This is a genomic window from Roseovarius litoreus, assembly GCF_900142765.1.
GTDB lineage: Bacteria > Pseudomonadota > Alphaproteobacteria > Rhodobacterales > Rhodobacteraceae > Roseovarius > Roseovarius litoreus.
This window is the reverse complement of record NZ_FRCB01000003.1, coordinates 135688-161867: the sequence shown is the minus strand read 5'-3', so window position 1 is coordinate 161867 and position 26180 is coordinate 135688. Positions and strand designations below refer to the sequence as shown.

General features: G+C 65.6%; 22 protein-coding genes. 15 read left to right on the top strand and 7 right to left on the bottom strand.

Going from position 1 to position 26180, the window contains the following annotated elements:
* Positions 1–99 precede the first annotated feature (99 nt).
* Positions 100–1230: a methyltransferase gene (locus tag F3H35_RS07230; RefSeq protein ID WP_149778950.1), complete on the bottom strand. Its 1131-nt coding sequence runs from the start codon at positions 1228–1230 to the stop codon at positions 100–102.
* Positions 1231–1235: 5 nt separating this feature from the next.
* A complete protein-coding gene (locus tag F3H35_RS07225; RefSeq protein WP_149778949.1) occupies positions 1236–2108 on the bottom strand; it encodes a polyprenyl synthetase family protein in 873 nt (290 codons plus the stop codon).
* A 93-nt stretch (positions 2109–2201) separates the two neighbouring features.
* On the opposite strand from F3H35_RS07225, the gene crtD reads away from it, so the two are divergent.
* The gene (gene crtD / locus F3H35_RS07220; protein ID WP_149778948.1) at positions 2202–3794 is read left to right on the top strand and encodes a 1-hydroxycarotenoid 3,4-desaturase CrtD; all 1593 of its coding nucleotides are present in this window, start codon (positions 2202–2204) and stop codon (positions 3792–3794) included.
* The gene (crtC, locus tag F3H35_RS07215; RefSeq protein ID WP_149779197.1) at positions 3749–4627 is read left to right on the top strand and encodes a carotenoid 1,2-hydratase; all 879 of its coding nucleotides are present in this window, start codon (positions 3749–3751) and stop codon (positions 4625–4627) included. The genes crtD and crtC overlap by 46 nt, the downstream gene beginning before the upstream one ends.
* 11 nt (positions 4628–4638) lie before the next feature.
* Here crtC and tspO read toward each other — a convergent pair whose 3' ends face one another.
* Genes tspO through F3H35_RS07200 form a run of 3 tightly spaced genes read right to left on the bottom strand, consistent with a single transcriptional unit; the run spans position 4639 to position 7708 of the window.
* Positions 4639–5115 carry a tryptophan-rich sensory protein TspO gene (gene tspO / locus F3H35_RS07210; RefSeq protein WP_149778947.1) on the bottom strand — a complete coding sequence of 159 codons (477 nt, stop codon included), beginning with the start codon at positions 5113–5115 and terminating at the stop codon, positions 4639–4641.
* Positions 5112–6158, bottom strand: coding sequence for a 15-cis-phytoene synthase (gene crtB, locus F3H35_RS07205; RefSeq protein WP_149778946.1), 1047 nt, complete (start codon positions 6156–6158; stop codon positions 5112–5114). Before crtB ends, tspO begins: the two co-directional genes overlap by 4 nt.
* Positions 6155–7708 carry a phytoene desaturase gene (locus F3H35_RS07200; protein ID WP_188129907.1) on the bottom strand — a complete coding sequence of 518 codons (1554 nt, stop codon included), beginning with the start codon at positions 7706–7708 and terminating at the stop codon, positions 6155–6157. Before F3H35_RS07200 ends, crtB begins: the two co-directional genes overlap by 4 nt.
* Positions 7709–7818: 110 nt before the next feature.
* On the opposite strand from F3H35_RS07200, the gene crtA reads away from it, so the two are divergent.
* The 10 genes from crtA (at position 7819) to F3H35_RS07150 (ending at position 19674) form a co-directional block, all read left to right on the top strand.
* Positions 7819–8526, top strand: a complete 708-nt coding sequence (crtA, locus tag F3H35_RS07195; RefSeq protein ID WP_188129925.1) for a spheroidene monooxygenase — start codon at positions 7819–7821, stop codon at positions 8524–8526.
* Positions 8523–9527, top strand: coding sequence for a magnesium chelatase ATPase subunit I (gene bchI, locus F3H35_RS07190; protein ID WP_149778944.1), 1005 nt, complete (start codon positions 8523–8525; stop codon positions 9525–9527). Before crtA ends, bchI begins: the two co-directional genes overlap by 4 nt.
* Complete coding sequence (locus F3H35_RS07185) at positions 9524–11224, top strand: magnesium chelatase subunit D (protein ID WP_149778943.1); 1701 nt, start codon at positions 9524–9526, stop codon at positions 11222–11224. Before bchI ends, F3H35_RS07185 begins: the two co-directional genes overlap by 4 nt.
* Before the next feature lie 4 nt (positions 11225–11228).
* A complete protein-coding gene (gene bchO / locus F3H35_RS07180) occupies positions 11229–12098 on the top strand; it encodes an alpha/beta fold hydrolase BchO (protein WP_149778942.1) in 870 nt (289 codons plus the stop codon).
* A 99-nt stretch (positions 12099–12197) separates the two neighbouring features.
* Entirely contained in the window at positions 12198–13079 is an 882-nt protein-coding gene (locus F3H35_RS07175; protein ID WP_149778941.1) for a LysR family transcriptional regulator, read from the top strand.
* A 132-nt stretch (positions 13080–13211) separates the two neighbouring features.
* Positions 13212–14663 (top strand): aldehyde dehydrogenase family protein, encoded by a 1452-nt coding sequence (locus tag F3H35_RS07170; RefSeq protein WP_149778940.1) that lies wholly within the window; start codon positions 13212–13214, stop codon positions 14661–14663.
* A gap of 5 nt (positions 14664–14668) precedes the next feature.
* On the top strand, positions 14669–15664 hold the full coding sequence (locus tag F3H35_RS07165; protein WP_149778939.1) for a membrane dipeptidase: 996 nt from the start codon (positions 14669–14671) through the stop codon (positions 15662–15664).
* A 43-nt stretch (positions 15665–15707) separates the two neighbouring features.
* A complete protein-coding gene (locus F3H35_RS07160) occupies positions 15708–17264 on the top strand; it encodes a BCCT family transporter (protein WP_149778938.1) in 1557 nt (518 codons plus the stop codon).
* Between the two features lie 65 nt (positions 17265–17329).
* Positions 17330–19024: a hypothetical protein gene (locus F3H35_RS07155; protein WP_149778937.1), complete on the top strand. Its 1695-nt coding sequence runs from the start codon at positions 17330–17332 to the stop codon at positions 19022–19024.
* Complete coding sequence (locus F3H35_RS07150) at positions 19021–19674, top strand: DUF3726 domain-containing protein (RefSeq protein ID WP_149778936.1); 654 nt, start codon at positions 19021–19023, stop codon at positions 19672–19674. Before F3H35_RS07155 ends, F3H35_RS07150 begins: the two co-directional genes overlap by 4 nt.
* Positions 19675–19697: 23 nt before the next feature.
* On the opposite strand, the gene F3H35_RS07145 is transcribed toward F3H35_RS07150, so the two are convergent.
* A complete protein-coding gene (locus tag F3H35_RS07145; protein WP_149778935.1) occupies positions 19698–20669 on the bottom strand; it encodes an MBL fold metallo-hydrolase in 972 nt (323 codons plus the stop codon).
* A 136-nt stretch (positions 20670–20805) separates the two neighbouring features.
* Complete coding sequence (locus tag F3H35_RS07140; RefSeq protein WP_149778934.1) at positions 20806–21393, bottom strand: riboflavin synthase; 588 nt, start codon at positions 21391–21393, stop codon at positions 20806–20808.
* A 148-nt stretch (positions 21394–21541) separates the two neighbouring features.
* On the opposite strand from F3H35_RS07140, the gene F3H35_RS07135 reads away from it, so the two are divergent.
* The 3 genes from F3H35_RS07135 (at position 21542) to F3H35_RS07125 (ending at position 26129) form a co-directional block, all read left to right on the top strand.
* Entirely contained in the window at positions 21542–22825 is a 1284-nt protein-coding gene (locus tag F3H35_RS07135) for a capsule biosynthesis protein (protein ID WP_223228342.1), read from the top strand.
* A 152-nt stretch (positions 22826–22977) separates the two neighbouring features.
* A complete protein-coding gene (locus tag F3H35_RS07130) occupies positions 22978–24069 on the top strand; it encodes a polysaccharide biosynthesis/export family protein (RefSeq protein WP_223228341.1) in 1092 nt (363 codons plus the stop codon).
* Entirely contained in the window at positions 24069–26129 is a 2061-nt protein-coding gene (locus F3H35_RS07125) for a capsular polysaccharide biosynthesis protein (protein WP_149778931.1), read from the top strand. The genes F3H35_RS07130 and F3H35_RS07125 overlap by 1 nt, the downstream gene beginning before the upstream one ends.
* Positions 26130–26180 lie beyond the last annotated feature (51 nt).

The following is a 26180-nucleotide window of genomic DNA, read 5'->3' as shown; positions in this document are numbered from 1 at the left end:
CAGACTCAGCGCGGATTGCAGGCCTATTTGTAAGTTTAAAGACACACACCAAAGTGTCAAGTTTAGTTTACATATGAGAGGAGATTGTTTGCAAAAGCCTTACAGCGGCTTACTGCAACTCAAGGCGCTGGTGACAAAGGGGCGTGGCGCCTTGGCCACGCGTACGGCTTCGAAACCCGCCGCCTCGCACAGCTCCGCGATTCTCGCAGCCGAGCGCGTGCGCCCGGTGCCCATCGCCATTGTGTAGAAGGCGAAATAGACATCGCAGATCGGATCGGGCCTTGCGCCGCCCGACATCGGCTCGGATATGATCAGCCGCCCGCCGGGCGGAAGCGCGGCATGCACCTTGGCCAAAAGATCGCCCACGGTTGCGTCATCGTGATCATAAAGCACCCGGATCAGGGAAATCGCATCCGCCCCGGTCTGCAGCGGACCGTCACGAAACGAGCCCGCACAGCAGATCACGCGCCCATCGAGCCCGGCCGATCCCAGACGCCTTCGCGCATCCGGGATCACCTCGGGCAGATCGAACACGCTCAGCGCGATTCGCGGATACCGCCGCGCCACATGCGACACGAACACCCCCGAGCCGCCGCCCACATCCATCAGACGGCTGACACCGCGCAGCGGAATCATCCGCAGCGTATCCTGAGCCACCAGCTCCTGTGACTGCGCCATCAGGTCCGAGTAGCGCAGCGCGTCTTCGGGCGGGATATCGCCCTTTGCGCCAAACACATAAGGCCAGAACTGAGCCAGACCCGTCTCGCCCTCGCCGCGCAGCAAGGCCACGGGATCGGCCATGTCCTGATAAAAAACGTGGTGATGCCGGATCATCGCCTCGAGGCCCGGCACGCCGATCAAAGCGGCCCCCTTGCGCGACAGGCGGAACCGGCCATCGCCACGGCGCTTCATCAGCCCCATGGCGGCACCGGCCTGCAAAAGGATCTCCATCCGCTCGGGCGCGATGCCCGCGCCTTGCGCCAACTCGGCAGGATAGGCATCCCGCTCCATCAGCCACGGCAACACCCGCAACTCGACCAGCGCCCCCAGAACCTGGGAACGCACAAAGCCCTGAACAATCTCGAAAATCTCAGCACCGTCGCGCCGTGCAAGCCCGCGACTGAAGGGCAGTCTTGCGGCAAGGCTCTGGATATCGGGGCGGGCGATCAGCCGGTTCAGCCACCGCGTCAGATCGAAACCGCCACGCGCCGGAGGGTCCTGCGCCGCCACGGCGTTCAGGCCCGGCCTGCCGTCGCCGGCACATTGGGCACGATACGCTCCGCAGTCTTGCGAACCATGCGGGCCAGATCCGCCTCGCCCGGACAGGACGGGATCGATGCGATCGCCCCCGCCAGAATATCCGACAAGCGTTTGCTGGCCCCGTCAACGCCCAGCTTGGCAACCGCATTGGGCCGGCCATGCAGCGCATCCTGACCCACGGGCTTGCCAAGCGTGGTCTCGTCCAGCAACGCATCGCGTAGATCGTCCGCCACCTGGAACGCTTCGCCGATCAAGGCACCAAGATCGCGCCAGTTATCGGGATCATGGCCCGCCGCGATGGCCCCCATCTCAGTGGCCGCGATGAACAGCGCGCCGGTCTTCGAGCGGTGATAGGCCGCCAGATCGACCTCGGGCTCGCTTTCCCAGCCCTGCCCCGCGCAGATCCCACCGGGCATTCCGGTGCGCTCCGCAAGCGCGGTCATCAGCCGCGCCGCGCGCGCCGGATCGGTGATCGCCTGCCGCGCCAGCACCTCGAAGGCCAGTACGATCAGGCTGTCGCCCGCCAGCACCGCCAGAGGCTCGGAAAAGGCGCGATGCACAGACGGCTTTCCGCGCCGAATATCGGCATCGTCGAAACAGGGAAGATCGTCATGCACAAGCGACGCGCAATGGATCAATTCAAGCGCACTGGCCGCCGCATCGGACACATCGGGCCGGTCGTCTCCGCAGGCCATCGCCACCGACAACAAGATCGTTGGACGTATCCGCGCGCCGCCGGGCGCCGTGGCATAATCCAATGCCGCGCTCAATTGCCTTGGGGCCCTTCCGGCCCGCGCCCTGGCAATGGCGCAGGAGATAGCCGCTTCGATCCGCTCGGTCAGTGGCATCGAGGCCTCCTTTTTGCGACCTGTCCACAAAATAGGACAGGCAATGTGTAAATCATACTGGACAGTTTGCCTTGCCGAGTCAACAATCAACCCATGACAGCAAACGCATCGGGCATAACCGCCAAAGATCGCGTGGTCGTCGTCGGCGCCGGCATTGCCGGCCTCGCTGCTGCTGCGCGTTTGGCTCACGAGGGCCTGCCCGTCCTTCTGCTGGACAGGCAGCCCGCCCCCGGCGGCAAGATGCGCTGCCTGGACAGCCCCGCAGGCCCAGTGGATACCGGCCCGACGGTGCTGACCATGCGCGCCGTCTTCGACGAGCTTTTCGCGGAAATGGGCGAGCGGCTCGACGATCACGTGACCCTTGTTCCACAGCGCATTCTGGCCCGGCATTTCTGGCCCGATGGCAGCCGTCTGGACTTGTTCGACACGGAAACCGACAGTGCCGAGGCGATCGACGCCTTCGCCGGAGCAAACGCCGCGCGGCAGTTCCGCGCCTTTTCGGCCCGGGCGCGGACCCTCTTTCAAGGGTTCGAACACCCCATGATGCGTGCTGCCGCCCCGTCGCTGCCGGGGCTTGCCGCACATGTGATGCGCCACCCGCATCTGATTCGACCCATGGCGCCCCTTTCGACACTGGCCGGGCTTTTGCATGGCACGTTCGACGATCTGCGCCTTGCGCAACTCTTCGGGCGCTACGCCACTTATGTCGGGGGATCGCCCTACAGGGTTCCCGGCCTTCTGGCGTTGATCTGGCAGGCCGAGGCGGCGGGGGTCTGGGTTGTTCAGGGCGGCATGCACCGTCTCGCGCGGGCGCTATGCGATCTGGCGCAGGCACGCGGCGCCGAAACCCGGTTTGACACACATGTGGAACGGATCGAGCGGCAGGGCGGACGCGTGAGCGCCGTGATCCTGACCGATGGCACCCGCATCGCGACAAGCACCGTCATCTTCAATGGCGATCCTCGTGCTTTGGCCACCGGCGCGCTTGGTCCCGGTTGCGATGCCGCTGCGCCCCAGACAATGCGGGCAGGTCGGAGCCTATCGGCCGAGGTCTGGGCCTTCGCCGCCACGCCGCAAGGTCCCGAGCTTGCCCATCACAACGTCTTTTTCCGCGACGATCCCAAGCCCGAATTCGACGCGCTCGAGCAAGGCCGACTGCATCCCGATCCAACGCTCTATATCTGCGCGCAGGATCGTGGGCTGCCCGGCCCCCTGCCCTCGCCGGAACGGTTCGAGATTATCGCCAACGCACCGCCGCTTGACCCGGCCACCCCCCGCCAAGAGGAGTTCGACACATGCCGGACACGCACATTCCAGACGCTGGTCCGCTTCGGACTGAGCTTCGATCCGATCCCGGGGCCAGAGGCCCTGACAACGCCACAGGGCTTCGACCGGCTGTTTCCAGCCTCGCTCGGATCCCTTTACGGGCAGAGCCCGCATGGCATGACAGCGGCCTTTCAGCGCCCCACCGCGCGCAGCCCCATACCGGGACTGTATCTGGCGGGGGGCGGAACGCATCCGGGGGCGGGCGTCCCGATGGCGACCCTCTCAGGCCGGCACGCGGCCGCGGCGATCTTGAGCGACCGAACTTCAACCTCGACGTCCCGGCCAATGGCTACGCATGGTGGTATATCGACGGGATCAGCGACGACGGCACCCGCGCCCTCAGTGTCATCGCGTTCATAGGGTCGGTCTTTTCGCCCTGGTATGCGTGGTCAGGCCGCCGTTCGCCGGACAACAATGTCTGCATCAATGTCGCGACCTACGGACCCGGCGGGCGCTTCACCATGACCGACCGTGGCCGCGCCGCCCTTCGCCAGACCGAAACCGAGTTTACCGTCGGCCCCTCGTCACTGCGCTGGCAGGGCAACGCGCTGGTGATCGATATCAATGAAATCTCGTCACCGCCGATGATCTCGCGGGTGCGGGGCCAAATCAGGGTCATCCCGTCGGCACTCACCTCGGTGGAAATGCCTCTGACCCCGGATGGCGCCCATATCTGGCGGCCCTTCGCGCCGACATGTGACATCGAGGTCAATCTCGATGCGCCGGGCTGGACATGGACGGGGCATGGCTATTTCGATGCCAATTTCGGCACCCGCGCGCTTGAGCAGGATTTCAGTCACTGGACATGGGGCCGCTATCCGACCGGCGGCGGAAGCACCTGTTTCTATGATGCAAAGCGCCTCGATGGCAGCGAGTTGGGGGTCGGGATCCGGTTCGATGCCGCAGGCCGCGCCGAGGCGATCGACAGCCCTCCGCCCAAGACCCCGTTCCGCCGAAGCCTCTGGGCGGTGGCGCGCGACACGCGGGCTGATCCAGGCTACCAGCCGCAACAGGTCAAGGCGATGCTGGATGCGCCGTTCTATTGCCGCTCGGCAGTGCGCACCTGCATCGATGGCGAGGAAACGGTGGGCGTGCACGAGGCGCTGGACCTCACCCGGTTCCGGTCACCGCTGCTCAAGCCGATGCTTGCCGTGCGGGTGCCGCGGCGTCCGGGTTGGCGGTTCAGCGACTGAAAAGGCCCGGCTCAGGCCTCTTCGCGTGCGGGTTTTGCATCGGGGTTGAGGCGCAACACCGAAAAATTCAGCGCGCCTGCCACTGACACCCAGCACAGATAGGGCACGAACAGCGCCCCCGCGATCCAGTCCACCTGCCAAAGGGCCACCATCGTGGCGGCCACGGCCGCCCAAAGCGCGCTCAGCACGATCAGCCCGAGTTTCATCCGCCGCAGCCCGAAAAAGACCGGCGTCCAGAGACCGTTCAGGGCGATTTGCAGCGACCACAGCGCCATCGCAAGCCCGTTATCGGGGCTGACGGCAACCCGAGCACCCGCCCCCGCCATGCACAGATAAAGCAGGGTCCACGCCACGGGGAAAAGCCAATTGGGTGGTGTCCAGCTTGGCTTTTGCAGCGCGTCATACCATTTGCCCGGCGGAAAAAGCCCACCGGTCGAGCCTGCCGCGAAGCACGCAGCAAGGAAAATTCCGAAATAAAGCCAGATCATGCGGTCTCTCTAACCTGCGCACCCGTCCGGGGCAACGCCATACGGCGCTCCTTGTCCTTTGACTTAAGCTCGGCCAGAGTTTCGTAAAGCGTCTCGCTCCAATCGGTCGCAGGCTTGGCATCCGCCGCCGCTTCGACCAGAAATACCGTTTCCGGCAAGGGCTGCGCATAGATCAGGGGCGATCCGGGCATGACGACCGAGCCGCCCGCCTGCAGGATCGACAGACCAAGCCAGCCCATCTTCTGCCAGCCCCCCGTGCGTGCACGGCGCGAAATCGAATCGTGCCCCGCCGCACGCACCTGTCCGCCGATCCCGGCATAGATATGCCGCGCGGCGAAAATGCCCGGACGGCATGCCAGGGGCAGCGCGGCGATCCCCGACGCCCCGCGCACATACAGATCATCCGCCTCACGCAGCAGGCGCCGGACCATGGTGGCCATCTCGGGACAGGGGCGCGGCGATTCCAGAAACGCCTCGGGCGCCAGGCCCTCCTGCTCCATCCATTCGGTCGGCATGTAAAGCCGGCCCTCGCGGGCATCCTCACCCACGTCACGGGCGATATTGGTCAGCTGCATCGCAACGCCCAGATCGCAGGCCCGGGCCAGCGCATCGCGATCCCGCACGCGCATCAACACGCACATCATCACTCCAACCGCCGACGCCACCCGCGCCGAATAGGCGCGCAGCTCCGACAGGCTGGCATAACGCCGGCCACCGGCATCCCATGCAAGCCCCTCCAGCAACGCCTCGGGCAAGGCGCGCGGCATGTCGAAATCCTCGATCACGGCGGTAAAGGCGCGATCCGCCGGCGCATTGCGCGGCCGCCCCGCATAGGCCTTGTCCAGCCGCTCATGCAGCGAAAGGACCGCATCTGCCTTGGCATCGTGCAAATCCACCGCATCATCGGCCAGCCGGCAAAACGCATAAAGCGCCAATGCCGGATCACGCAGAGAGCGCGGCAACAGCCGGGACGCCGCATGGAAAGACAAAGACCCATGCCGGATCGCCTCGACGCAATGCTCCATGTCGCGCGGATCGATCATGACGGCATCACCGTTTGCGGATCGGGCACCAGTTGATCCAGTACCTCGGCGCTGGAAATCACGCCCGGCAGGCCTGCGCCGGGATGTGTGCCCGCCCCCACGAGGTAAAGGCCCTTGGCCTCTTCGCTCACATTATGCGGGCGGAACCATGCGCTCTGCAGGATGCGCGGCTCGATCGAGAAGCCGGTCCCATAAGGGCTGAGATAGCGATCTCGGAACGTGTCCGGCGTGAACACGCATGACGCCGACAGATGATCGCCCAGACCCGGCAAAAGCTGTTCCTCAAGAACCGACTGCACCTTCTGGCGATAGGTTTCTTCCATTTCGGACCAGTCAACGGGATTGGCATGGCCCAGATGCGGCACAGGACTGAGCGCGTAGAACGTATCACCGCCCTCCGGGGCCACGCCGGGATCGGTCACACTGGGCCGGTGGACATAAAGGCTCATGTCATCGGCCAGAACGCCCGTCCGAAAGATGTCGCGGACCAGCCCCTCATAACGCGGACCGCTCAAGATCGTGTGATGGCCCGCATCGGGCCACATCTCGGACGTGCCTTTGGTACCGAAATACCAAACGAAGAGCCCCATGGACCATCTCGAGCGTTTCAGCCGCGCCGGCGTCCAGCGGCGTTTGCGGTGATTGCGCAGCAGATGGTCATAGGTGTGGCCCGCATCGGCGTTCGACACCACGATATCGGCAGTCACGATCTCGCCACCGGTCAGGCGCACGCCCCGCGCACGCCCCGCCTTGAGCAGGATCTCATCGACTTCGGCATTCTGGCGCATGATGCCGCCCTGATCCTCGATCACCCGCACCATGGCCCGGGCAATCGCATCGACGCCGCCCATGGCGTAATGCACGCCAAAGGCCTTTTCCAGATGACTGACCAGCGCATACATCGATGTGACATTGAACGGATCGCCGCCGATGAACAGCGGATGGAACGACAGCGCCATGCGCAGGCGCTCGTCCTTGACACGCATCGCGGCGTGAGCGGCGACCGAGCGATCGGCGCGCAGCATCGCAAAGGTCGGCAGAACCTTGATCAGATCCCACAGCTTGTGCATCGAGCGCCGGCCCAGATCCTCGAACCCGACCCAGTAGCGCCGCTCGCTGTCGGCCAGAAATTTCTCATAGCCCTTCAGATCACCGGGCGACAGGCGCGCCACCTCGGCCTTCATCGCGGCGTCATCCTGACGTGCGGTGAAATGGCTGCCATCAGGCCAGCGGATTTCATAGAAAGGATCGAGAGCGCGCAGATCGACATCGGCGTCGAAGTCCCGCCCGCAGGCCGCCCACAACTCGCGAAACACCTGCGGCACCGTGACGATCGTCGGCCCCAGATCGAAGCGATGGCCGTTCTGGGTGATCGACGAGCCGCGCCCACCGGGCGAATCGAGCCTGTCGAGAACCGTGACGCGATATCCTTTCGCCCCCAACCTCATGGCAGAAGCCAGCCCGCCAAGGCCCGCCCCGATGATGATGGCATGGGGCTTCATGGCCCCGGCCACCTGCTTGCTCAGCTCAGGATCAACGCGTGTCAACATACGCCAAGACTACACGTGTCTAGTTTAGTTGACAATCTCGACGTGCAGCCCTTTTCACGACCCTAAAACCGTGTCAATAATCACCAACAAGACCACGCAGGAGCCGCCCCATACAAACCGTCAGCCTCAGTTTTTATCGTTTTTCCTCAGGCGCCGACCGTTTATGGGCCTTCGCCATGATGGGATTTGCGCGGTTGTCACTGCCGCGCGTTGACGGCATCGGCTTCTGGAAGCTCTGCGGTTCGGGCACCGGCGAAGGCTTCACCCCCGTGCCCAACACCGCTGTTTATGCGATTCTCGCGACATGGCCCGATCTCGAAACCGCCCGCAAGCAAACCCGCGATGCCGCGATCTTCCGCCGCTACGAACGCCGCGCCATTGAGGCCTGGAGCGTATTTCTCGGACCGACTTCCGTACGTGGGAACTGGTCGGGCGTGGTCCCGTTTCAATCGGACCACCATCAGGACACCGGCGCATTGGCGGCCCTCACCCGCGCCACCGTGCGCCCTTCGGCGGCGTTGCGGTTCTGGCGGCGGGTGCCCGATATCAGCGCGGTGATCGGGCACGATCCGAATGTCGCCTTCAAGATCGGTATCGGCGAGGTGCCCCTGCTGCATCAGATCACCTTCTCGATCTGGCCCGATGCCGACGCCATGGCCGCCTTTGCGCGTCATGACGGCCCCCATGCCCGCGCCATCCGTGCCGTTCGCGACGGCAACTGGTTTCGCGAAGAACTTTACGCCCGCTTCCGAGTGCTCGATACACGTGGCACATGGAATGGCGGCCAACCGCTTGCAAAACTCTCAGGACAGACATGACAGCAGCTTTCCCGTTTTCCGCCATCGTCGGCCAGGAGCAGATGAAACTGGCCATGATCCTGACCGCGATCGAACCCCGTCTGGGCGGCGTGCTGGTGTTCGGCGACCGCGGCACGGGCAAATCCACCGCTGTCCGGTCTCTGGCCGCCCTCCTGCCTCCGATCACGGCGATCAAGGGCTGTCCGGTCAATGCCGCCACCGCCGCCGACTGCCCCGACTGGGCCGGGATCACGACGACCGACACCATCGAGCGCCCCACCCCGGTGATCGACCTGCCGCTTGGCGTGACCGAAGATCGTGTGACCGGCGCTCTGGATATCGAGCGCGCGCTGACCCAAGGCGAAAAGGCGTTTCAGCCGGGCCTTCTGGCGCGCGCCAATCGCGGCTATCTCTATATCGACGAGGTCAATCTGCTTGAGGATCACATCGTCGACCTGTTGCTCGACGTGGCCCAATCCGGCGAAAACGTTGTCGAGCGCGAGGGGCTGTCGATCCGCCATCCCGCACGCTTCGTGCTGGTCGGCTCGGGCAACCCCGAAGAGGGCGAATTGCGTCCCCAGCTTCTGGACCGCTTCGGCCTCTCGGTCGAGGTGACCTCGCCAACCGATATCGACGAACGGATCGAGGTGATCCGCCGTCGTGACGCCTTCGACATGACCCCTGACGCTTTCCTTGCCGCATGGCAGGACAAGGATGCCGCGATCCGCGACCGTATCCTGTCGGCCCGCGCCACATTGGACAGCACGGAAGCTGGTGATGCCATCCTGCGCGATTGCGCCAAGCTGTGCGTGGCCCTTGGTGCCGACGGTCTGCGCGGCGAGTTGACGCTACTGCGCGCCGCCCGCGCGCTTGCCGCCTATGAGGGCGCCGATACCGTCAGCCGCGATCACCTGCGCGCCGTGGCGCCTCTGGCGCTCAGCCACCGTCTGCGCCGCGATCCTCTGGACGAGGCCGGATCGGGCGCCCGCGTCGCGCGCTGCGTGGCGGATGTGCTGGGATGACCGACGCGCCTGCGCCCGCCTCGGCCTGGTCGCGCGGCCTTCGCGCGCTGGCGCTGTTGGCGGTGGACCCGACGGGGCTGCGCGGGCTGACCCTGCGGGCGCGCTGCGGTCCGGTGCGACAGGTCTTCGAAGAGGCGATCACCCGGCTGCCGATGACGCAACGGCGCATCCACCCCGAGATTTCGGACACACAACTTTTCGGCGGCCCTGACATTGCCGCCACATTGGCCGAGGGGCGTCTTGTGCTGGACCCCGGGCTGGCCGAAACGCCGGCCTTGTTGATCCTTCCCATGGCCGAACGCGCCGCACCGGGCCTTGCGGCTCGTCTTGGCCAGATCCTCGATGCCGCGCGCGGACATGGCCTGATCCTGCTGGATGAGGGGATCGACAGCGACGAACAGGCCCCCTCAGGACTGCGCGACCGGCTGGCCTTTGATGTGGATCTGGACGACATCCGCTGGCCCGAAGCCATCGCCCGCCTGCCCGCCCCCGGCGATATCGATGCCGCCCGTGCCCGATTGGCCCATGTCACCGCCTCCTCCGACGATCTGACCACACTCACCGCCTTGGCCGCGCGCTTCGGCATCGACAGCCTGCGCGCCCCCAGCCTTGCCCTGCGCGCCGCCCGCGCCATCGCCGCGCTGAACGGCCATGACGCGCTCAGCGCCGACGATCTGCGCGAAGCGGCCGAACTCGTCTATCCGACGCGGGCCACCATGCTTCCGCAGGACGAGGACGATGAGGCCCCCCCCGAGCCACCCGCGCCCGAGGACACATCCGACCAGCCGACCGACGCGAGCGACACCGATGGCGCCATGGATATCCCCGACGAGTTGCTGATCGAGGCTGTCCGCGCCCTGCTGCCCCCATCGCTTCTGGACCGGATCGCCGAAGGCCGCAGCACTCGTGGCGGCGCATCCGGCGCAGGCGCCGGAGCACGGCGCAAGGGCAATCGGCGTGGCCGTCCGCTGCCCGCACGCCCCGGCCATCCCGATGGACGCTCGCGCATCGATGTCGTCGCGACCTTGCGCGCCGCCGCACCATGGCAGGCCGTGCGCCGTCGCCAACGACCCGACGCGCCGCAAAAGGTCATCATCCACCCCTCGGACATCCACCTGCGCCGCTTCGAGGACCGCTCGGACCGGCTGCTGGTGTTCACGGTCGACGCTTCGGGCTCCGCGGCGCTGGCACGTCTGGCCGAAGCCAAGGGCGCGGTCGAGCTGTTGCTTGTCCAGGCCTATGCCCGGCGCGATCAGGTCGCGCTTGTGGCTTTTCGCGGCACCGGTGCCGAAGTGCTTTTACCGCCCACAAGATCGCTGGTGCAGGCCAAGCGGCGGCTCGCTGCGATGCCCGGCGGCGGCGGCACTCCGCTGGCCGCTGGACTGGTGGCCGCCGCCCTGCTAGCCGAGCAATCCCGCGGCCGGGGGCTTTCGCCTGCTCTGGCGCTACTAACCGACGGGCGGGCCAATGTGGCGCTCGATGGCCGTGGCGACCGCGCACAGGCCACACAAGACGCCGAGATGATCGCCCGCCAGCTTTTCGCACAGGGCTTTCCCGGCGTGGTGATCGACACCGCCACCCGCCCCGGTGATGCGCCCGCCGCACTGGCCGCCCGCATGGGCGCGCGCTATCTCGCGTTGCCACGGGCCGATGCGGCGCGCATCAGCACCGCCGTATCCACGGCCTTGGACGGCTAGGCCGATGGACTGGAACCGCGACCTTGCGGGTTGGCCCCTCCATTCCCTGTCCCGCCGCATTCGCCACCGCCCGCATGACTGGCACGTGCAGGAAAGCGGCGCTGGCCCGATGCTCCTCTTGCTGCATGGCGCCGCTGCCTCGACCCATAGCTGGCGGGACCTGATCCCGACGCTTGCCCGGAAGTTCCACGTCGTCGCCCTCGATTTGCCGGGGCAGGGCTTCAGCCGCGCTGGTACCCGGCGGCGGCTTGGACTGACCGCCATGTCCGAGGATATCGCCGCCCTCTGCGCCGCCGAAGGCTGGCAGCCTCACGCCATCATCGGCCATTCGGCGGGCGCCGCGCTGGCGCTGGATCTTGCGCGCCACATGACACGCCCCGACGGCACGCGACCCGATGTGATCGGCATCAACGCCGCGCTCGACCGCTTCGAAGGTGTCGCGGGCTGGCTCTTTCCGATGCTGGCCAAGGTGCTGGCGCTGAACCCGTTGACCGCGACTGCCTTCACCCTTGGCCGCAACCACGAAGACCGCGCCCGTCGCCTGATCGAAAGCACGGGCTCAACGCTGGATGAGGCGGGACTTGGGCTTTATGCCCGCCTGATTTCCGACCGCAGCCATGTGGAAGCCACGCTTCAGATGATGGCCCAATGGGATATCGACGCGCTCCTGCCCCATCTGCCCGGGATCACGGCGCGCTGCCTGCTGATCACCGGCGCGCAGGACAAAGCCGTCTCCCCCGAGGTCTCGACCCGCGCCGCCCGCCTGCTTCCCAATGCGCAAACCCACCGGATCGAGGGGCTGGGCCACCTTGCCCACGAAGAAGACCCCGCCACGCTGCTGGACATCATCACCGGCTGGCTTGCACAGGACTGACGTGCCGCCCCGCCGCGCGACCGGCTGGACAGTGCGAACTCAGCCCCTTAACTTCAGCGTATAGCGCACATTGGCGCTCAAAATGAAGAGGCGCTGAATTTGGCGATCAAGATCGAGATGCTTCGCTGCTTTCGGGCCGTCGCCGAACAAGGCAGCCTTGCGGATGCCGCCGAAGTACTGGGCCGCACGCCCTCGGCCGTGTCGATGATGCTGCGCCAGTTCGAGGATCACATCGGCGCGCCCCTGTTCGAAAGTGCGCGCAAATCCCGCCTGACGCCCCTGGGCGAGTTGATCCACGCCGAGGCCCGCCGCGAGCTTGACCATTTCGACCGCACCATCGCCGCGATCGAAGGCATGTCCCGCGCCGAGGCCGGGCATGTCCGGTTGGCCGTCACGCCCTCCGTGGGTCAGGTCATCATGCCCTCGATCCTGCGCAGCTTCATGGCGGCGCATCCCGGCGTGCATGTGGATATGCGCGACAGCCATTCCGCGGCCGTACAGGACGATCTTGCCGCGGGCCGGGCCGATATCGGGCTGGCCACCCTGCCCCCAATGCCGGGATTCGAGCGCCATTTGATTTTTACCGACCGTTTCGGGGTCGTCTGCCGGTCCGATCATCCGCTCGCGCGCGACTGGTCGGATCTGCGTTGGTCGGATCTGAATGGCAGCCAGTTCATCGCCAACGGCCTGTGCCATCTCATTCAGGACGAGGGCTTTCTACCGCTGCTTGAAGCGGCGCGCCTCAACGTGGCCAACACCGCCTCGCTGCTCAGCATGGTGCGCGCGGGCGCGGGTGTCACGCTGCTGCCGGAACTTGCCATGCAGCGCGCGGATGAGGATCTGGCCTTCCTGCCGCTTCTCGACAGCAGCGCGCGGCGCGAGGTCTGGATGCTGACGCCGCCCGCCCCCCTTATGACTCCGGCCGTTCAGGCGCTTGCGCGCGCGATCCGCAGCGCCGATCTGCCCGCTCCCCAGGCCTGAGCGCGCTCCGCTCCGCCACCACTTCAGAGTCGCTGAATTTTTCTTCAGAAGTTTGCGTTTGCCTGAAACGCTTCTCTCTGACCTTCTGCCCCGCATCATCTTCGAAGACCGACTCAGAACGGGGGCTGCACCATGACCGACACCAAATTGAACCATATCGCGGGCGAATGGGTCGCTGGTGGCAGCGAGATCGAAAACCGCAACCCCTCGGATCTGACGGATCTTGTCGGCCTCTTCACACAAGCCACACCCGATCAACTGGACACTGCCCTTGACGCCGCCCGCAGCGCGCAGGCCGAATGGGCCGCTTACGGCCTCGAGCGCAAACAGGCCGTCCTGATGGCGATCGGCACCGAAATGATGGCGCGCGCCGAGGAATTGGGCACTCTGCTCAGCCGCGAAGAGGGCAAACCCCTCGCCGAAGGCAAGGGCGAGGTCTATCGCGCCGGGCAATTCTTCACCTATTACGCCCATGAAGTCCTGCGCCAGCTGGGCGAGAATGCCGACAGCGTCCGCCCCGGCATCGAGGTCGATGTGCGCCGCGAACCGGTCGGCACCGTCGCCGTCATCAGCCCGTGGAACTTCCCCACCGCCACGGCCAGCTGGAAGATCGCCCCGGCGCTGGCTTACGGCAACGCGGTGATCTGGAAACCCGCCAACCTGACCCCCGCCTCGGCCCATGCCCTGACCGAGATCATCACCCGGCAGGACATCCCCAAAGGTCTGTTCCAACTGGCGATGGGCGCGGGCCGCGATGTGGGCCAGCGTCTTGTCGAAAGCCCCAAGGTCGATGCGATCTCGTTCACCGGCTCGGTGCCGGTGGGCAAGGGGATCGCGATGGCCGCCATCGGCAACCTGACGCGGGTGCAGATGGAAATGGGCTCGAAAAACGCCCTTGCGGTGATGGACGACGCCGATCTCGATCTGGCAGTCACGCTGGCACTTGGCGGCGCTTTCGGGGGCACCGGGCAGAAATGCACCGCCTCCTCGCGGCTGATCGTGCATGCGGCGGTGCATGACGCCTTCGTCGAGAAACTGGTGGCCGGCGCACAGGCGATGAAGGTCGGGCACGCTCTGGCCGACGGCACCCAGATCGGCCCGGTGGTCAGCGAACAGCAGCTTTCGGAAAACCTCGCCTATGTCGAGCTTGGCAAATCCGAAGGCGCCGAGCTGGCCTGTGGCGGCGCGCGCCTCACGCTCGAGACCGATGGCTACTTCATGTCCCCCGGCGTCTTCGTGAACACCACCAACCAGATGCGCATCAACCGCGAGGAAATGTTCGCCCCATTGGCCGCCGTCATCAAGGTCGACTCCTATGACGAGGCTCTGGCCACCGTGAACGACACCAATTTCGGCCTGACCTCGGGGATCGTCACCAAAAACCTGGCCCGTGCCACCCATTTCCGTCGCAACGCGCGCACCGGGGTGGTCACCGTCAACCTGCCCACCGCAGGCACCGACTATCACGTGCCCTTCGGCGGCCGGGGCGACAGCTCTTATGGGCCGCGCGAACAGGGCATCCATGCGCGCGAGTTCTACACCACCGTCAAGACGGCCTATATCGCCGCAGGCCAGCCGGAGTAAGCGCCGTGGGATATCGCATCGACTGCCTGCAATATGCCAACTGGTCCGAAAAGATCTTCCGCCAGATGCGCGAGGGCGGCGTCGATGCGGTCCATGTCACCATCGCCTATCACGAGAATTTTCGTGAAACCGTCCTCAACATCGAGAAATGGAACCGTTGGTTCGAACAGTTCCCCGATCTGATCTTTCACGGGGAATGGGCCAGCGACGTGGTCCGCGCCCGCGACACAGGGCGCACCGCGATCTTTTTCGGCTTCCAGAACCCCAGCCCGATCGAAGACGATATCGGTCTCGTCGAGGTGCTGCACAAGCTGGGCGCGCGCTTCATGCAACTGAGCTACAACAACCAGTCCCTTCTGGCTACCGGCTGCTACGAGGCCGAAGATCCGGGCATCACCCGAATGGGCCGTCAGGTCATCAAGGAAATGAACCGGGTCGGCATGGTCGTTGACATGAGCCATTCCGCCGACCGCTCCACCATCGAGGCCGCCGATATCTCCGAACGTCCCATCGCCATCACCCACGCCAACCTCCACTCATGGCAACCCGCCCTGCGCAACAAGCGCGACGACGTGGTGCGCGCCGTTGTGGACAATGGCGGGATGATGGGCTTTTCGCTCTATCCCCATCACCTGCAGGGCAAGTCCGACTGCACCATCGACAGCTTCTGCCAGATGATCGCCACCGCCGCCGACCGCTTCGGCGTTCAGCATTTCGGCATCGGCAGCGATCTGTGTCAGGACCAGCCCGACAGCGTCGTGGAATGGATGCGTGTCGGTCGCTGGACCAAGGAAATCGACTATGGCGAAGGCTCGGCCACAGCCCCCGGCTTCCCGCCGCAACCCGACTGGTTCCGCGACAACCGCGATTTCGACAACATCGAGCACGGCCTGCGCCGCGCCGGGTTCAACGACACCGAAGTCGCGGGCCTGATGGGCGACAACTGGCTGCGCTTTTTCGAACAGAACTTCACCCCGGCTGACACAAGGCCGGACACATAAGGGCCCAAGCGCCCACCCCAAGGATATTCGCAGGGAGAACAGAATGTCCGACATCACACACAAGACGACCGCCTCCAGTGGCGGACTTCACCACATCAACAAGCCTCTCTTCGCCATCACCGGCGGCTTCATCGCGATCTTCTGCCTGATCGCGCTTTACGACCTCGACCTGCTGTCGCGCATGGTCGATGCCAGCTTTGCCTTCTCGGCAAAATATTTCGGCCTCTACTGGCAGCTTCTGCTGCTGGGAACCTTCCTGATGGGGCTGGTGCTGGTCGCTCTGCCCGGCAGCAAGGCCATCATGGGCGGGCTCGACCGGCCCGAGTTCCCGCTGTTCCAGTGGGGCGCGATGATCATGTGCACCCTGCTTGCCGGCGGTGGCGTGTTCTGGGCCGCAAGCGAGCCGATGGCGCATTTCCTGTCCTCGCCGCCCCATTTCGGAGCCGAGGCCGCGACGCCTGAAGCCGTTAACCCGGCGCTGGCGCAAAGCTTCATGCATTGGGGCTTTCTGGCATGGGCGATCCTTGGCGCCCTGACCACGGTGATGCTGATGCATTACCACTATGAAAAGGGCCTGCCGCTCTCGCCGCGCACGCTGCTTTACCCGGTGTTCGGCGACAAGGCGATCAACGGCCCCATCGGTCTCATTGCGGATGCGTCCTGCATCATCGCCGTCGTGGCGGGCACCGTCGGCCCCATCGGCTTTCTGGGCCTGCAGGTCAGCTATGGCCTGGGCGCGCTGTTCGGTATTCCCGACACCTTCGCCACTCAGGCGGTCGTGATCCTCGGGCTGGTCGCGATCTACACGATCTCGGCCATGACCGGCCTGTCCAAGGGCATCCAGATCCTCAGCCGGTTCAACGTGATCCTTGCCGGGCTTCTGCTGGTGTTCATGCTGATCGCCGGCCCCACCATGTTCATTCTCAAGGGCTTTGTCGGCGGCTTCACGACCTATCTGACCGATTTCTTCGGCATGGCACTCTATCGCGGTGATGCCGGTCTCTTCGGCGAGCCGGGCTGGCTGGGCTGGTGGACGGTGTTCTTCTGGGGCTGGTTCCTTGGCTACGGTCCGCTGATGGCGATGTTCATCGCGCGCGTGTCGCGGGGCCGGTCGATCCGGTCGATCATCGTCATGCTGTCGATCGTGGCACCTGTCGTGACCGCGTTCTGGTTCACCATCGTGGGCGGCACCGGCCTCAGCCAGGAGCTGGCCAACCCCGGTTCGGTCTCGACCGCCTTCGAAGGCTTCAACCTGCCTGCGGCCCTTCTGGCCATCACCCAGCAATTGCCGATGGGCTTCATCGTATCGATCCTGTTCCTGATCCTGACCACGGTCTTCGTGGCCACGACGGGCGACTCGATGACCTATGTCATCTCGGTCGCCATGTCCTCCGAGGACAAGCCCGCCCTGCCGGTGCGCATGTTCTGGGGGGCGGCCATGGGCGCGATGGCGCTGATCCTGATCTACACGGGCTCGGGCGGCATCGGCAAACTGCAAAGCTTCATCGTCGTCACCGCCGTACCGGTGTCGCTGGTGTTGCTGCCTTCGCTGTGGGACGCGCTGCGCATCACCCTTGCCAAGGGCCGCGGCGACGCATGATAAAAAGGGGCGGTCCGCTGGCCGGGCCGCCCTATCATCTGATATGACAAGACCGGAGGAGCCCCATGCACCAGCCTGACACGCAGCCCGTAGCGCCCCGGCATCCCGATGTCGTGATGCGGCTTGACCGGCTCGGCTCCTTTCATCAATCCCGCCTGAGCTTCATGCGCATCCTGCTGCGCCGCCTGCAATCCGAAGGCTGGCGCTTCGAATGCGCCCTGTTCGACATCGACGCGCGCGGCGTGGGCCGCGCCGTATACACCGCCCATGGCCCCGAGCGCAGTTATTCCCTTGTCGCCTTCGCCAACGACCTGCCCCCCGAAAAACGCTCGGACCGGGTGATCGCCACCGAATGGGACGCGACCTTCACATTGTTCGACGGCGTGCCCGAAACTGCCGATCTCGACCGCCTGCAGGCCAACGTGCCCCGGCAAGAGGCCGGTCGCGTGTCTGAAAAAGAGCTGTCTCTCAGCCGCGCCAACCGCTCGGTCCGGCTCTGGGATCATGTGGTGGACAGCCTGGCCTCGGGCCATCAACCCGACCCTGCCCGCGTGGCCGAGGTGGGGTACCTCATGCGCACCACCGCCGTCTACGGCTCGGGCAAGTTCGGCGCGGCGGACCGCGAACAGATCGCTCACCGCCCCGAATGTCAGGCCCCCTTCCAGATCGAGATGCTGTCGGTCTATCTCACCCGCGCCTTCGTCATGGACCTTGTCGAACACATGGCCCGGATGCGCGCGCCCGAAACCGCCGTGCCGCTCGACCCCGATCTGCGCCGCCGCTTCGGCATCGGCAATTCCACCGGGCTTGGCATGGCCCCTTTTCTGGTCACCCATCCCGCGCTCCTCAACAACTGGATCGCCACCCGCGAAGAGGCGCTGGCCCGCATCCGCAGCCTGCCCCATGCCTCCGCCGGCGAGGCCCAGACCCTGCGCCGCTTCGCGATCCGCGCACAGCTTCACGCCGCCGACTGGCACTCCGATCACCCCGTGCAGATCGCCAAACTGGAGGCGCTGCGCGCCGACATGGCATCCCTTCTGGCCCATCTCGCCACCGCCGACCTGCAGGCAGACCAGCCCTGGAACCGGCTGTGGCTCTGGGCGGAAGGCGCGCTCACGCTCGAAGGTCAGGAACTTCTGGCCTCGCTGCTGCTCGAACCCTATCCGCGTCTTGTCGATCCGCTGGCCTGCTGCATGGCCGCTGACGAGGCCGCCACATGGCGCATCGACGGCGCCATGAGCACCGCACGCCTGCGCGCGCTTGTGCAGGAGATCTACGGCTGGGCGCTCGCCATCGACTGGACAGATCCCGACGCACAGGCCCGCGTCTGGTATACTTCCGAAGCCAAGCTCGAACCCCGCCTTGGCGAACGCTTCGACGAGCCGATCGAACCTTATGAGCAACCGCTTTGCCCCGGTCGCGACGCCGCGCGCCTCTGGTCGGATCTGTCCGAGGCAACCGAGGACAGCGTGGCCGGCTTCCTCATGCGCCACCCTCAGCATCGTCACATCGTGCGCCGCGCCCAGATCGCCGCGCGCCTGCCCTATGCCGAGATCCGCGACAACACAATCGACGCCACCATGATGCCGATCGACATGCTGCGCCTGAAACTCAGCTTCTTCGGCGCCTGCCATTTCGATCCGCGCTCGGACCGCTGGCTGCGCATCAACATGTATCAGCACGCCCCCTTCCCGCATGAACTGGGCGACCGTTCGGGCGATGACTGGGCCTATCCCTTCCTTGCGGTGGCCGCCGAATGACCTGGTCGCTGAACGAGATCGAGGCGCTGTCGCGCAAGGCCGCGCGCGGCGCGGGCCTGAGCTGGGGTCTGGCCGAAGAGGCCGGCAAGGCCGCCCGCTGGCTGGTTGCGCAAGGGCTGCCCGGCCCGCAGGTTCTGGCCGATCTGCTGACCCGCAACGACGGCACGACCTACGAGACGCTCTGCCCCCACGACGAGGATGAAGGCCGCTGGACCGCGCGCGGTGGCACGCTCTGCCCGCTGATTTCCGGCGCAGCCCTTTGCGATCATGCCTCGCGCCTTGCGGCGGGCGAGGCGCTGCATCTGGGCCGCACCGCCAGCCCGATGCTGCTGCTGCCCTATCTCGACGCCGCGGCCCGGATCGCCGGGCGCAGCGTCACCGTGTCATGGGAGGGCGTGTCGGTCACCTGTGGTGCCGCGGATGGCATCCCCGACGGCATGACCGACGCTCTGAGCACCACCATGGTGGACGCCGTGGCGATCCTGCCCGGCGAGCTTTGCGATACCGAGACACCATCGCCGACGGCCCGCGCGGACATCCCCGAAGCAACCGCGCGCCAGCTCGACGCCTTCGCGCAGCGCACCTATGCGCCGGAAACCGAAACAAGCCGTCTGGCCGGTGCGGGCGCGGGTCTCACCGACAACGACTGATCCCGCGCCCCTATATACCCGTCTCAGAACTGCCAGAGCGACGGGATGAACCGGTAGGCATCCCCCTCGCGCTGCACATGGCCCACGCCGGGGAACGGGAAGTGATAGCCCAGAACCGCGATGCGATCCTCGGCGGCCATGTCCAGCAGCCGCTTGCGCGTGGCGACCGTCTGCGCGCCATCGGCGTCAAATCCGTTATACCAGTCAGGATGCGCGAAATTCGTATAGGCGTGGCTCATCGAATCCCCAAGCGCGATCAACGACCGGTCGCCGCTATCGACCCGCAGGCTCATATGCCCCGGCGTATGGCCGGGCGTGTCGAACATGGTCAGCCCCGGCACGACCTCGTGGCCGTCCTGCACCAGCGTCCATTCCACACCCTCGGTCTCGATGGAATTGACCGCGCCGACGACGAATTGCTGCATGTCCGGCTCGACCTGGTTCACCAGACCATCCTGCATCCAGAACGCATGTTCGGCCTCGCCCATCAGATGCTCGGCGTCCGGCAGGATCGGCTCTTCGAAATCGTCGATGATCCCCCAGATATGATCGGGATGCGCATGGGTGATGACCACATGGGTGATCCCCGAGGGGTCGATGCCCGCACGCTCCAGGTTGCCCATCAGGCGACCCGCCGTTTCGGCCATGAACCGGCTGCCCGAGCCCACATCCACCAGCACCTTGGCGTCACCGATCTCCACATAAAGATGGTTCGTGTGCGAATAGCCCATCTCGGGCGACAGGAAATGCCGCTCGAGGAACGCCTGAACCTCGGCGGGATCGGCATTGACGCCAAGCCCGTCCGTGGGCAGGCGGAAATACCCGTCCGAGACCACGGTCAGCCGGGCATCGCCCACGGAAAAGCTGAAATGCGACGGGTTGCCACCCTGCGGCGCGCCAAGCTCGGCGCGGGCGGCGGCAGCAGGCAGAGCAAAGGCGGGGGCCGCGGCGGCCATCTTCAGCAGATCGCGACGCGTGGGTTTCAGCAAAGTCATGTGGTTCCTCCCTTGGTTCGGGCCAAAGATACTGGCCACACGGCATAACGCAATACGTTTCATGAATGTGTTCAACGAGACCGCACCGCACGGCCTGCTTCAGACCGGTGCGGCGCCCGTGCGAGCTCAGCCCGGCTCAGCTCATCTCTTGCAGCCGCGCGACGTAGCGCGCCAGCGTGTCGATCTCGAGATTGACCGCATCGCCCACCGCCGCCTGTCCCCAGGTTGTCGATTGCTTGGTATGCGGGATGAAGTTGATCCCGAAAGTGCAGCCTTCCACCTCGTTCACCGTAAGCGATGTGCCATTCAGCGCGACGGACCCCTTGGGCGCGATGAATTTCGCCAGCGCCTCGGGCGCGCGCAATGAAACGCGCGTGCTGTCGCCCTCGTCGCGCACCGCCACGATCTCGGCCAGCCCGTCGACATGGCCCGACACGATATGCCCGCCCAACTCGTCACCGACCTTGAGCGCGCGCTCCAGATTGATCCGATGACCTTCGGTCCAGCCCTTCACGTTGGTCTTGGACACCGTCTCGGCGCTGATATCCACGTCGAACCAGTCCGCGCCCTTGTCCACCACCGTCAGGCACACCCCGTCACAGGCGATCGACGCGCCTATATCGACGCTGTGCATGTCATAGCGCGTGCCGATCCGCGCCCGCAGATCGCCGCGCATCTCGACCGAGCGCACCTGCCCCACATCCGTGATGATCCCCGTGAACATGATAGGCCTCCGATTGGGTTCTCAACCGGACGTAGCCGCGCCAATCGCCACTGGCAAGGCACCCAAGCCTCTGCCAGACTTAATTTTGCCGAATTTTTCCGTTAGAAATAATATCCGGTAAACGGTTTCACGGGTAATGATCACGCGCATGACAGGCAGCGTTCGGACATTTTTGTTTCTGCAGGGGCCTCATGGGCCTTTCTTCTACCGGCTTGCGCAGATGCTGACGCGCACCGGGGCAAAGGTGCTTCGCGTGGGCTTCAACGCCGGCGATCAGGCGTTCTGGCGTGACCGCTCCAGCTATATCCCGTTTCTCGGCAACACCGACGACTGGCCCGACACGCTTGCTGCCATTCTGGCGGACAGGGCCGTGACCGATCTCGTGCTCTATGGCGACACCCGCCCGATCCATGCTCAGGCGATCCGCCTTGCCCGTGCCGCGGGCCTTCGCATCCATGTCTTCGAAGAAGGCTACCTGCGCCCCTATTGGGTCACTTATGAACGCGGCGGGGTGAACGGCCATTCGCGCCTGATGGACATGACCGTGCCCGAAATGCGGGCCGCGCTGGAAAATTCCGACATGGACACCGCCTTGCCGCCCGCCAGTTGGGGCGACATGCGCCAGCATGTGTTCTACGGCGCACTTTATCATGGCTTCGTGCTTCTGATGAACCGCCGCTATCGCAATTTCCGGCCTCACCGCTCTCTCGACGTGCGGCAGGAGTTCAAGCTCTACCTGCAGCGCCTGTTGCTGATGCCGTTTCAGGCGATCGAACGGCATATCGCCACGTCCCGCATCAAATACGGCGGTTTTCCCTACCACATCGCGCTGTTGCAGCTCGAACATGACGCCTCCTTTCAGGCCCATTCGCCGTTTGCCTCGATGACCGAATTCCTGGAAACCGTGATCGGTGGCTTCGCCAAGGGCGCACCTCGGCACCATCACCTTGTCATCAAGGCCCATCCGCTCGAAGACGGGCGCGTGCCTATCCGACGTGAGCTGCGCAGGCTGGCGCGCGACCACGGCCTTGAAGGGCGCGTGCATTACGTGCGTGGCGGCAAGCTGGCGCAGCTTCTCGATGAGGCGCGCAGCGCCGTGACGGTCAATTCCACCGCTGCCCAACAGGTGCTCTGGCGCGGTATTCCGCTCAGAACCTTCGGCGCGGCGGTCTATGCCAAGCCCGAATTCGTCTCGACCCGCCCGATCGAAGAATTCTTCGCCGGCGCTGAACGCCCCGACAGGCGCGCCTATGCCGATTATCGCCGCTTTCTTCTGGAAACCAGCCAGGTCGCGGGCGGGTTCTATTCGTCTCGCGGGCGGCGCCAATTGCTCCGGCAGACAGTCGATATGATGCTCGCCAACGAAGACCCCTATGACGCGCTGCGCCTCGGGACCGCGGCACCTCGGCAACAGTTGCGGGCGGTGACCTGAGCATCTGCAATCACGGCGCTGGATTTTATCGCCGGATTCCGGTAATTTGCCTGAAAAAGAAAATACGGCAGGCAAAAGGTCGAGGAGACCGAGCAGTGAAATTCAGAACCAGTCGCTGGGCGAAAAGTGTCGCCCTTGTTGTCAGTGTTGCCATGGTATCCTCCTGTGGCATCCTTCCACGTGTCGGCCCGACCAAGAACGAAATCTTCGCAGGATCCGTTCAGCGCGAGGGTGACGCCTTCATCGTTTCGGTCAATGACCGCGTGACCCGCGCCACCGCCGTGCAGCCCGCGCTCGGTTTCTCCGAAGAATTCCGCAATGCCGGCGTGCTCGGCTCCGACACGATCCGCCCCGGCGACGTGCTGGGCCTGACCATCTGGGAAAACGTCGATGACGGGCTTCTGGCCGGCGAAGCCGCCAACCAGACCGTGCTGCAAGAGGTGCAGGTCGACGGCTCGGGCTTCATCTTCGTGCCCTATGCCGGCCGCATCCGCGCCGCTGGCAACACGCCTGACGCGATCCGCCGCATCATCACCTCGAAACTCGACGAACAGACACCCGATCCCCAGGTCGAGGTCCGCCGCCTCGCCGGCGACGGCTCGACCGTGTCGCTGATCGGCGCCGTGGGCGCACAAGGCGTCTACCCGATCGAGCGCCCGACACGTACGCTTTCGGCCATGCTCGCCAATGCCGGCGGCGTGGTCATCGAACCCGAAATCGCCCAGATCACCGTCATCCGCGGCAACCACCGCAGCAAGGTCTGGTTCCAGGACCTGTTCAACGATCCGTCCTTCGACATCGCGCTGCGCGCGGGCGACCGGATCCTCGTCGAACAGGACACCCGCGCCTTCACCGCCCTTGGCGCCACCGGCGCGCAAGCCCGCGTCCCGTTCGAAACCCAGACCCTCAGCGCCGTCGAGGCCCTGGCCCAGGTGGGCGGCCTGACGCCCACCGCCGCCGATCCGACCGGTGTGTTCGTGATGCGCAACGAACCCGCCGCCATCGCAAATCAGGTGCTTGGCCGCGACGATCTCATCGGCGCACAGCGCATGGTCTATGTGCTCGACCTGACCAAACCCAACGGCATGTTCGTCGCGCGTGACTTCTCGATCCGCGACGATGACACGCTCTACGTGACCGAAGCGCCCTTCGCCCAATGGGGCAAGGTCATCTCGGCGCTCACCGGCACGCTTGGCGCGGTCAGTTCGGTCGCGACCTCGGCAGACGTGCTCAGCGGCAACTGATGCCCGCGCCACACGCGCATGATCCCGCCGCAGGCGATACGCCGCGGCGGGTTTTTCACGTCAATGCAGGCTTTCTGCGCCAGCGCCGCCTGCGCCGCATCCTGTCGCTGGCAGGTTACGACCTGCGCCTCGGATGGCCCGGCCCCTCGGACCTGGTCGCCGTCTGGGGTCACAGCCCCTATGCTCCGCGCGGCGAGGCTCTGGCCGCGCGCACCGGCGCCGGGCTCATCCGGATCGAGGATGCCCTCCTGCGCTCGTTGCATCCCGGCCGCTCGGGCGAGCCGCCCCTCGGGCTGGTGATCGACCATCAGGGCGTGCATTTCGATCCCTCCACCCCCTCCGATCTGGAAACCCTGCTGGCGACGCATCCGCTGGACGACACACCCCTGATGGACCGCGCCCGCGCGGCCATCGCCCGTCTGCACGAAGCGCATCTGACCAAGTACACCGCCTTCGATCCCAAGGCACCCTGCCCCGAACCCGGCTATGTTCTGGTCATCGACCAGACCCGTGGCGACGCATCGGTGACCCATGGGCGGGCCGACGCCAACACGTTTCGCGAAATGCTCTTTCATGCGCAGACCGATCATCCCGGTGCGCCTGTGCTCATCAAGACCCATCCCGAAACCGTGCAGGGCCACCGCGCAGGCTATTTCGGGGCAGAGGTCGAAACCGACCGTATCCGCCTGTTCAGCGATCCGGTCAGCCCCTGGGCGCTGCTCGACGGGGCCATCGCGGTCTACACCGTCAGCTCGCAACTTGGATTCGAGGCGATCTATGCCGGCCACAAGCCGCATGTCTTCGGCCAGCCCTTCTATGCAGGTTGGGGCCTGACCGAGGACCATCACCCGATGCCCCTGCCGCGCCGGGGCCGCCCGCTCAGCCGCGCGCAGCTCTTCGCGGGCGCGATGATCCTCTATCCCAAATGGTATGACCCCTGCCGCGACAGGCTCTGCCCGCTCGAAGACGCCATCTCTGCGCTCGAAGCGCAGACCCGCGCCTGGCGCGAGGATCACGCGGGCTGGGTCGCCTCGGGCATGAGGCTCTGGAAACGCGGCCACCTGCAACGCTTTTTCGGCGGCGTGCGCCCGGTGCGCTTCCGGTCCGATCCGGCCAAAGCCGCTTCACTCTCCCTCAAGACAGGCCGCCGCCATATGTGCTGGGCCTCGGGCACGACGCCCGCGCCCGACGCTCTGCGGATCGAGGACGGGTTTCTGCGCTCGCGCGGTCTGGGCGCCGATCTGGTCCCGCCCCTGTCACTGGTCTGCGACGATCTGGGGATCTATTACGATCCCGGGGCCGAAAGCCGCCTCGAACGGCTGATTGCCAGCCGCGCCCGGTTGCGTGCCGATCAGCGCAACCGCGCCGAGGCGCTGATCGCCGCCCTGACTGCCCGCGGCCTGAGCAAATACAATCTGGGCGGACTGCTTCCCGATCAGGCGGATTTGCCATCCGGCCAGCGCATCCTCGTGCCGGGTCAGGTCGAAAACGACGCCTCCATCCGGCTTGGCGCAGGCGCTGCGGTGGCGACCAATCTTGCCTTGCTGCAAAAAGCCCGCTCGGAAAACCCCGGCGCGGTGATCCTCTACAAACCCCATCCCGATGTCGAAGCCGGACTTCGCCCCGGCGCGCTGACCCCTGCGCAACTGGCAGGGCTTGCCGATGCGGTGCTCGATCGCACCGATCCGGCGACGCTTCTGGATCACGTGGACGCGGTCTGGACCATGACCTCCCTGTTGGGCTTCGAGGCGCTGCTGCGCGGCCTGCCCGTGACCACGACGGGCGCGCCTTTCTATGCCGGCTGGGGTCTGACCCGCGATCTTGGCCCGGTACCGCCACGGCGGCGCGCGCGCCCGTCGCTGGCCGGCCTCGTCCATGCCACGCTGATCGACTATCCGCGCTATCTTGATCCGCTCACCAACCTGCCCTGCCCGGTCGAGGTGGTGCTTGACCGTCTCTCGCAAGGTCCCGCTCCGCGCCCCGGCCCTGCCAACCGGGCGCTTGCGAAGCTTCAGGGCGCTTTTGCCAGCCAGTCATGGATCTGGCGGCGCCGCGGCTGACGCTGCCCGTCCCGCGCCCTCTGCGCACCCTCTGCCCTGATCCTGCCCGCG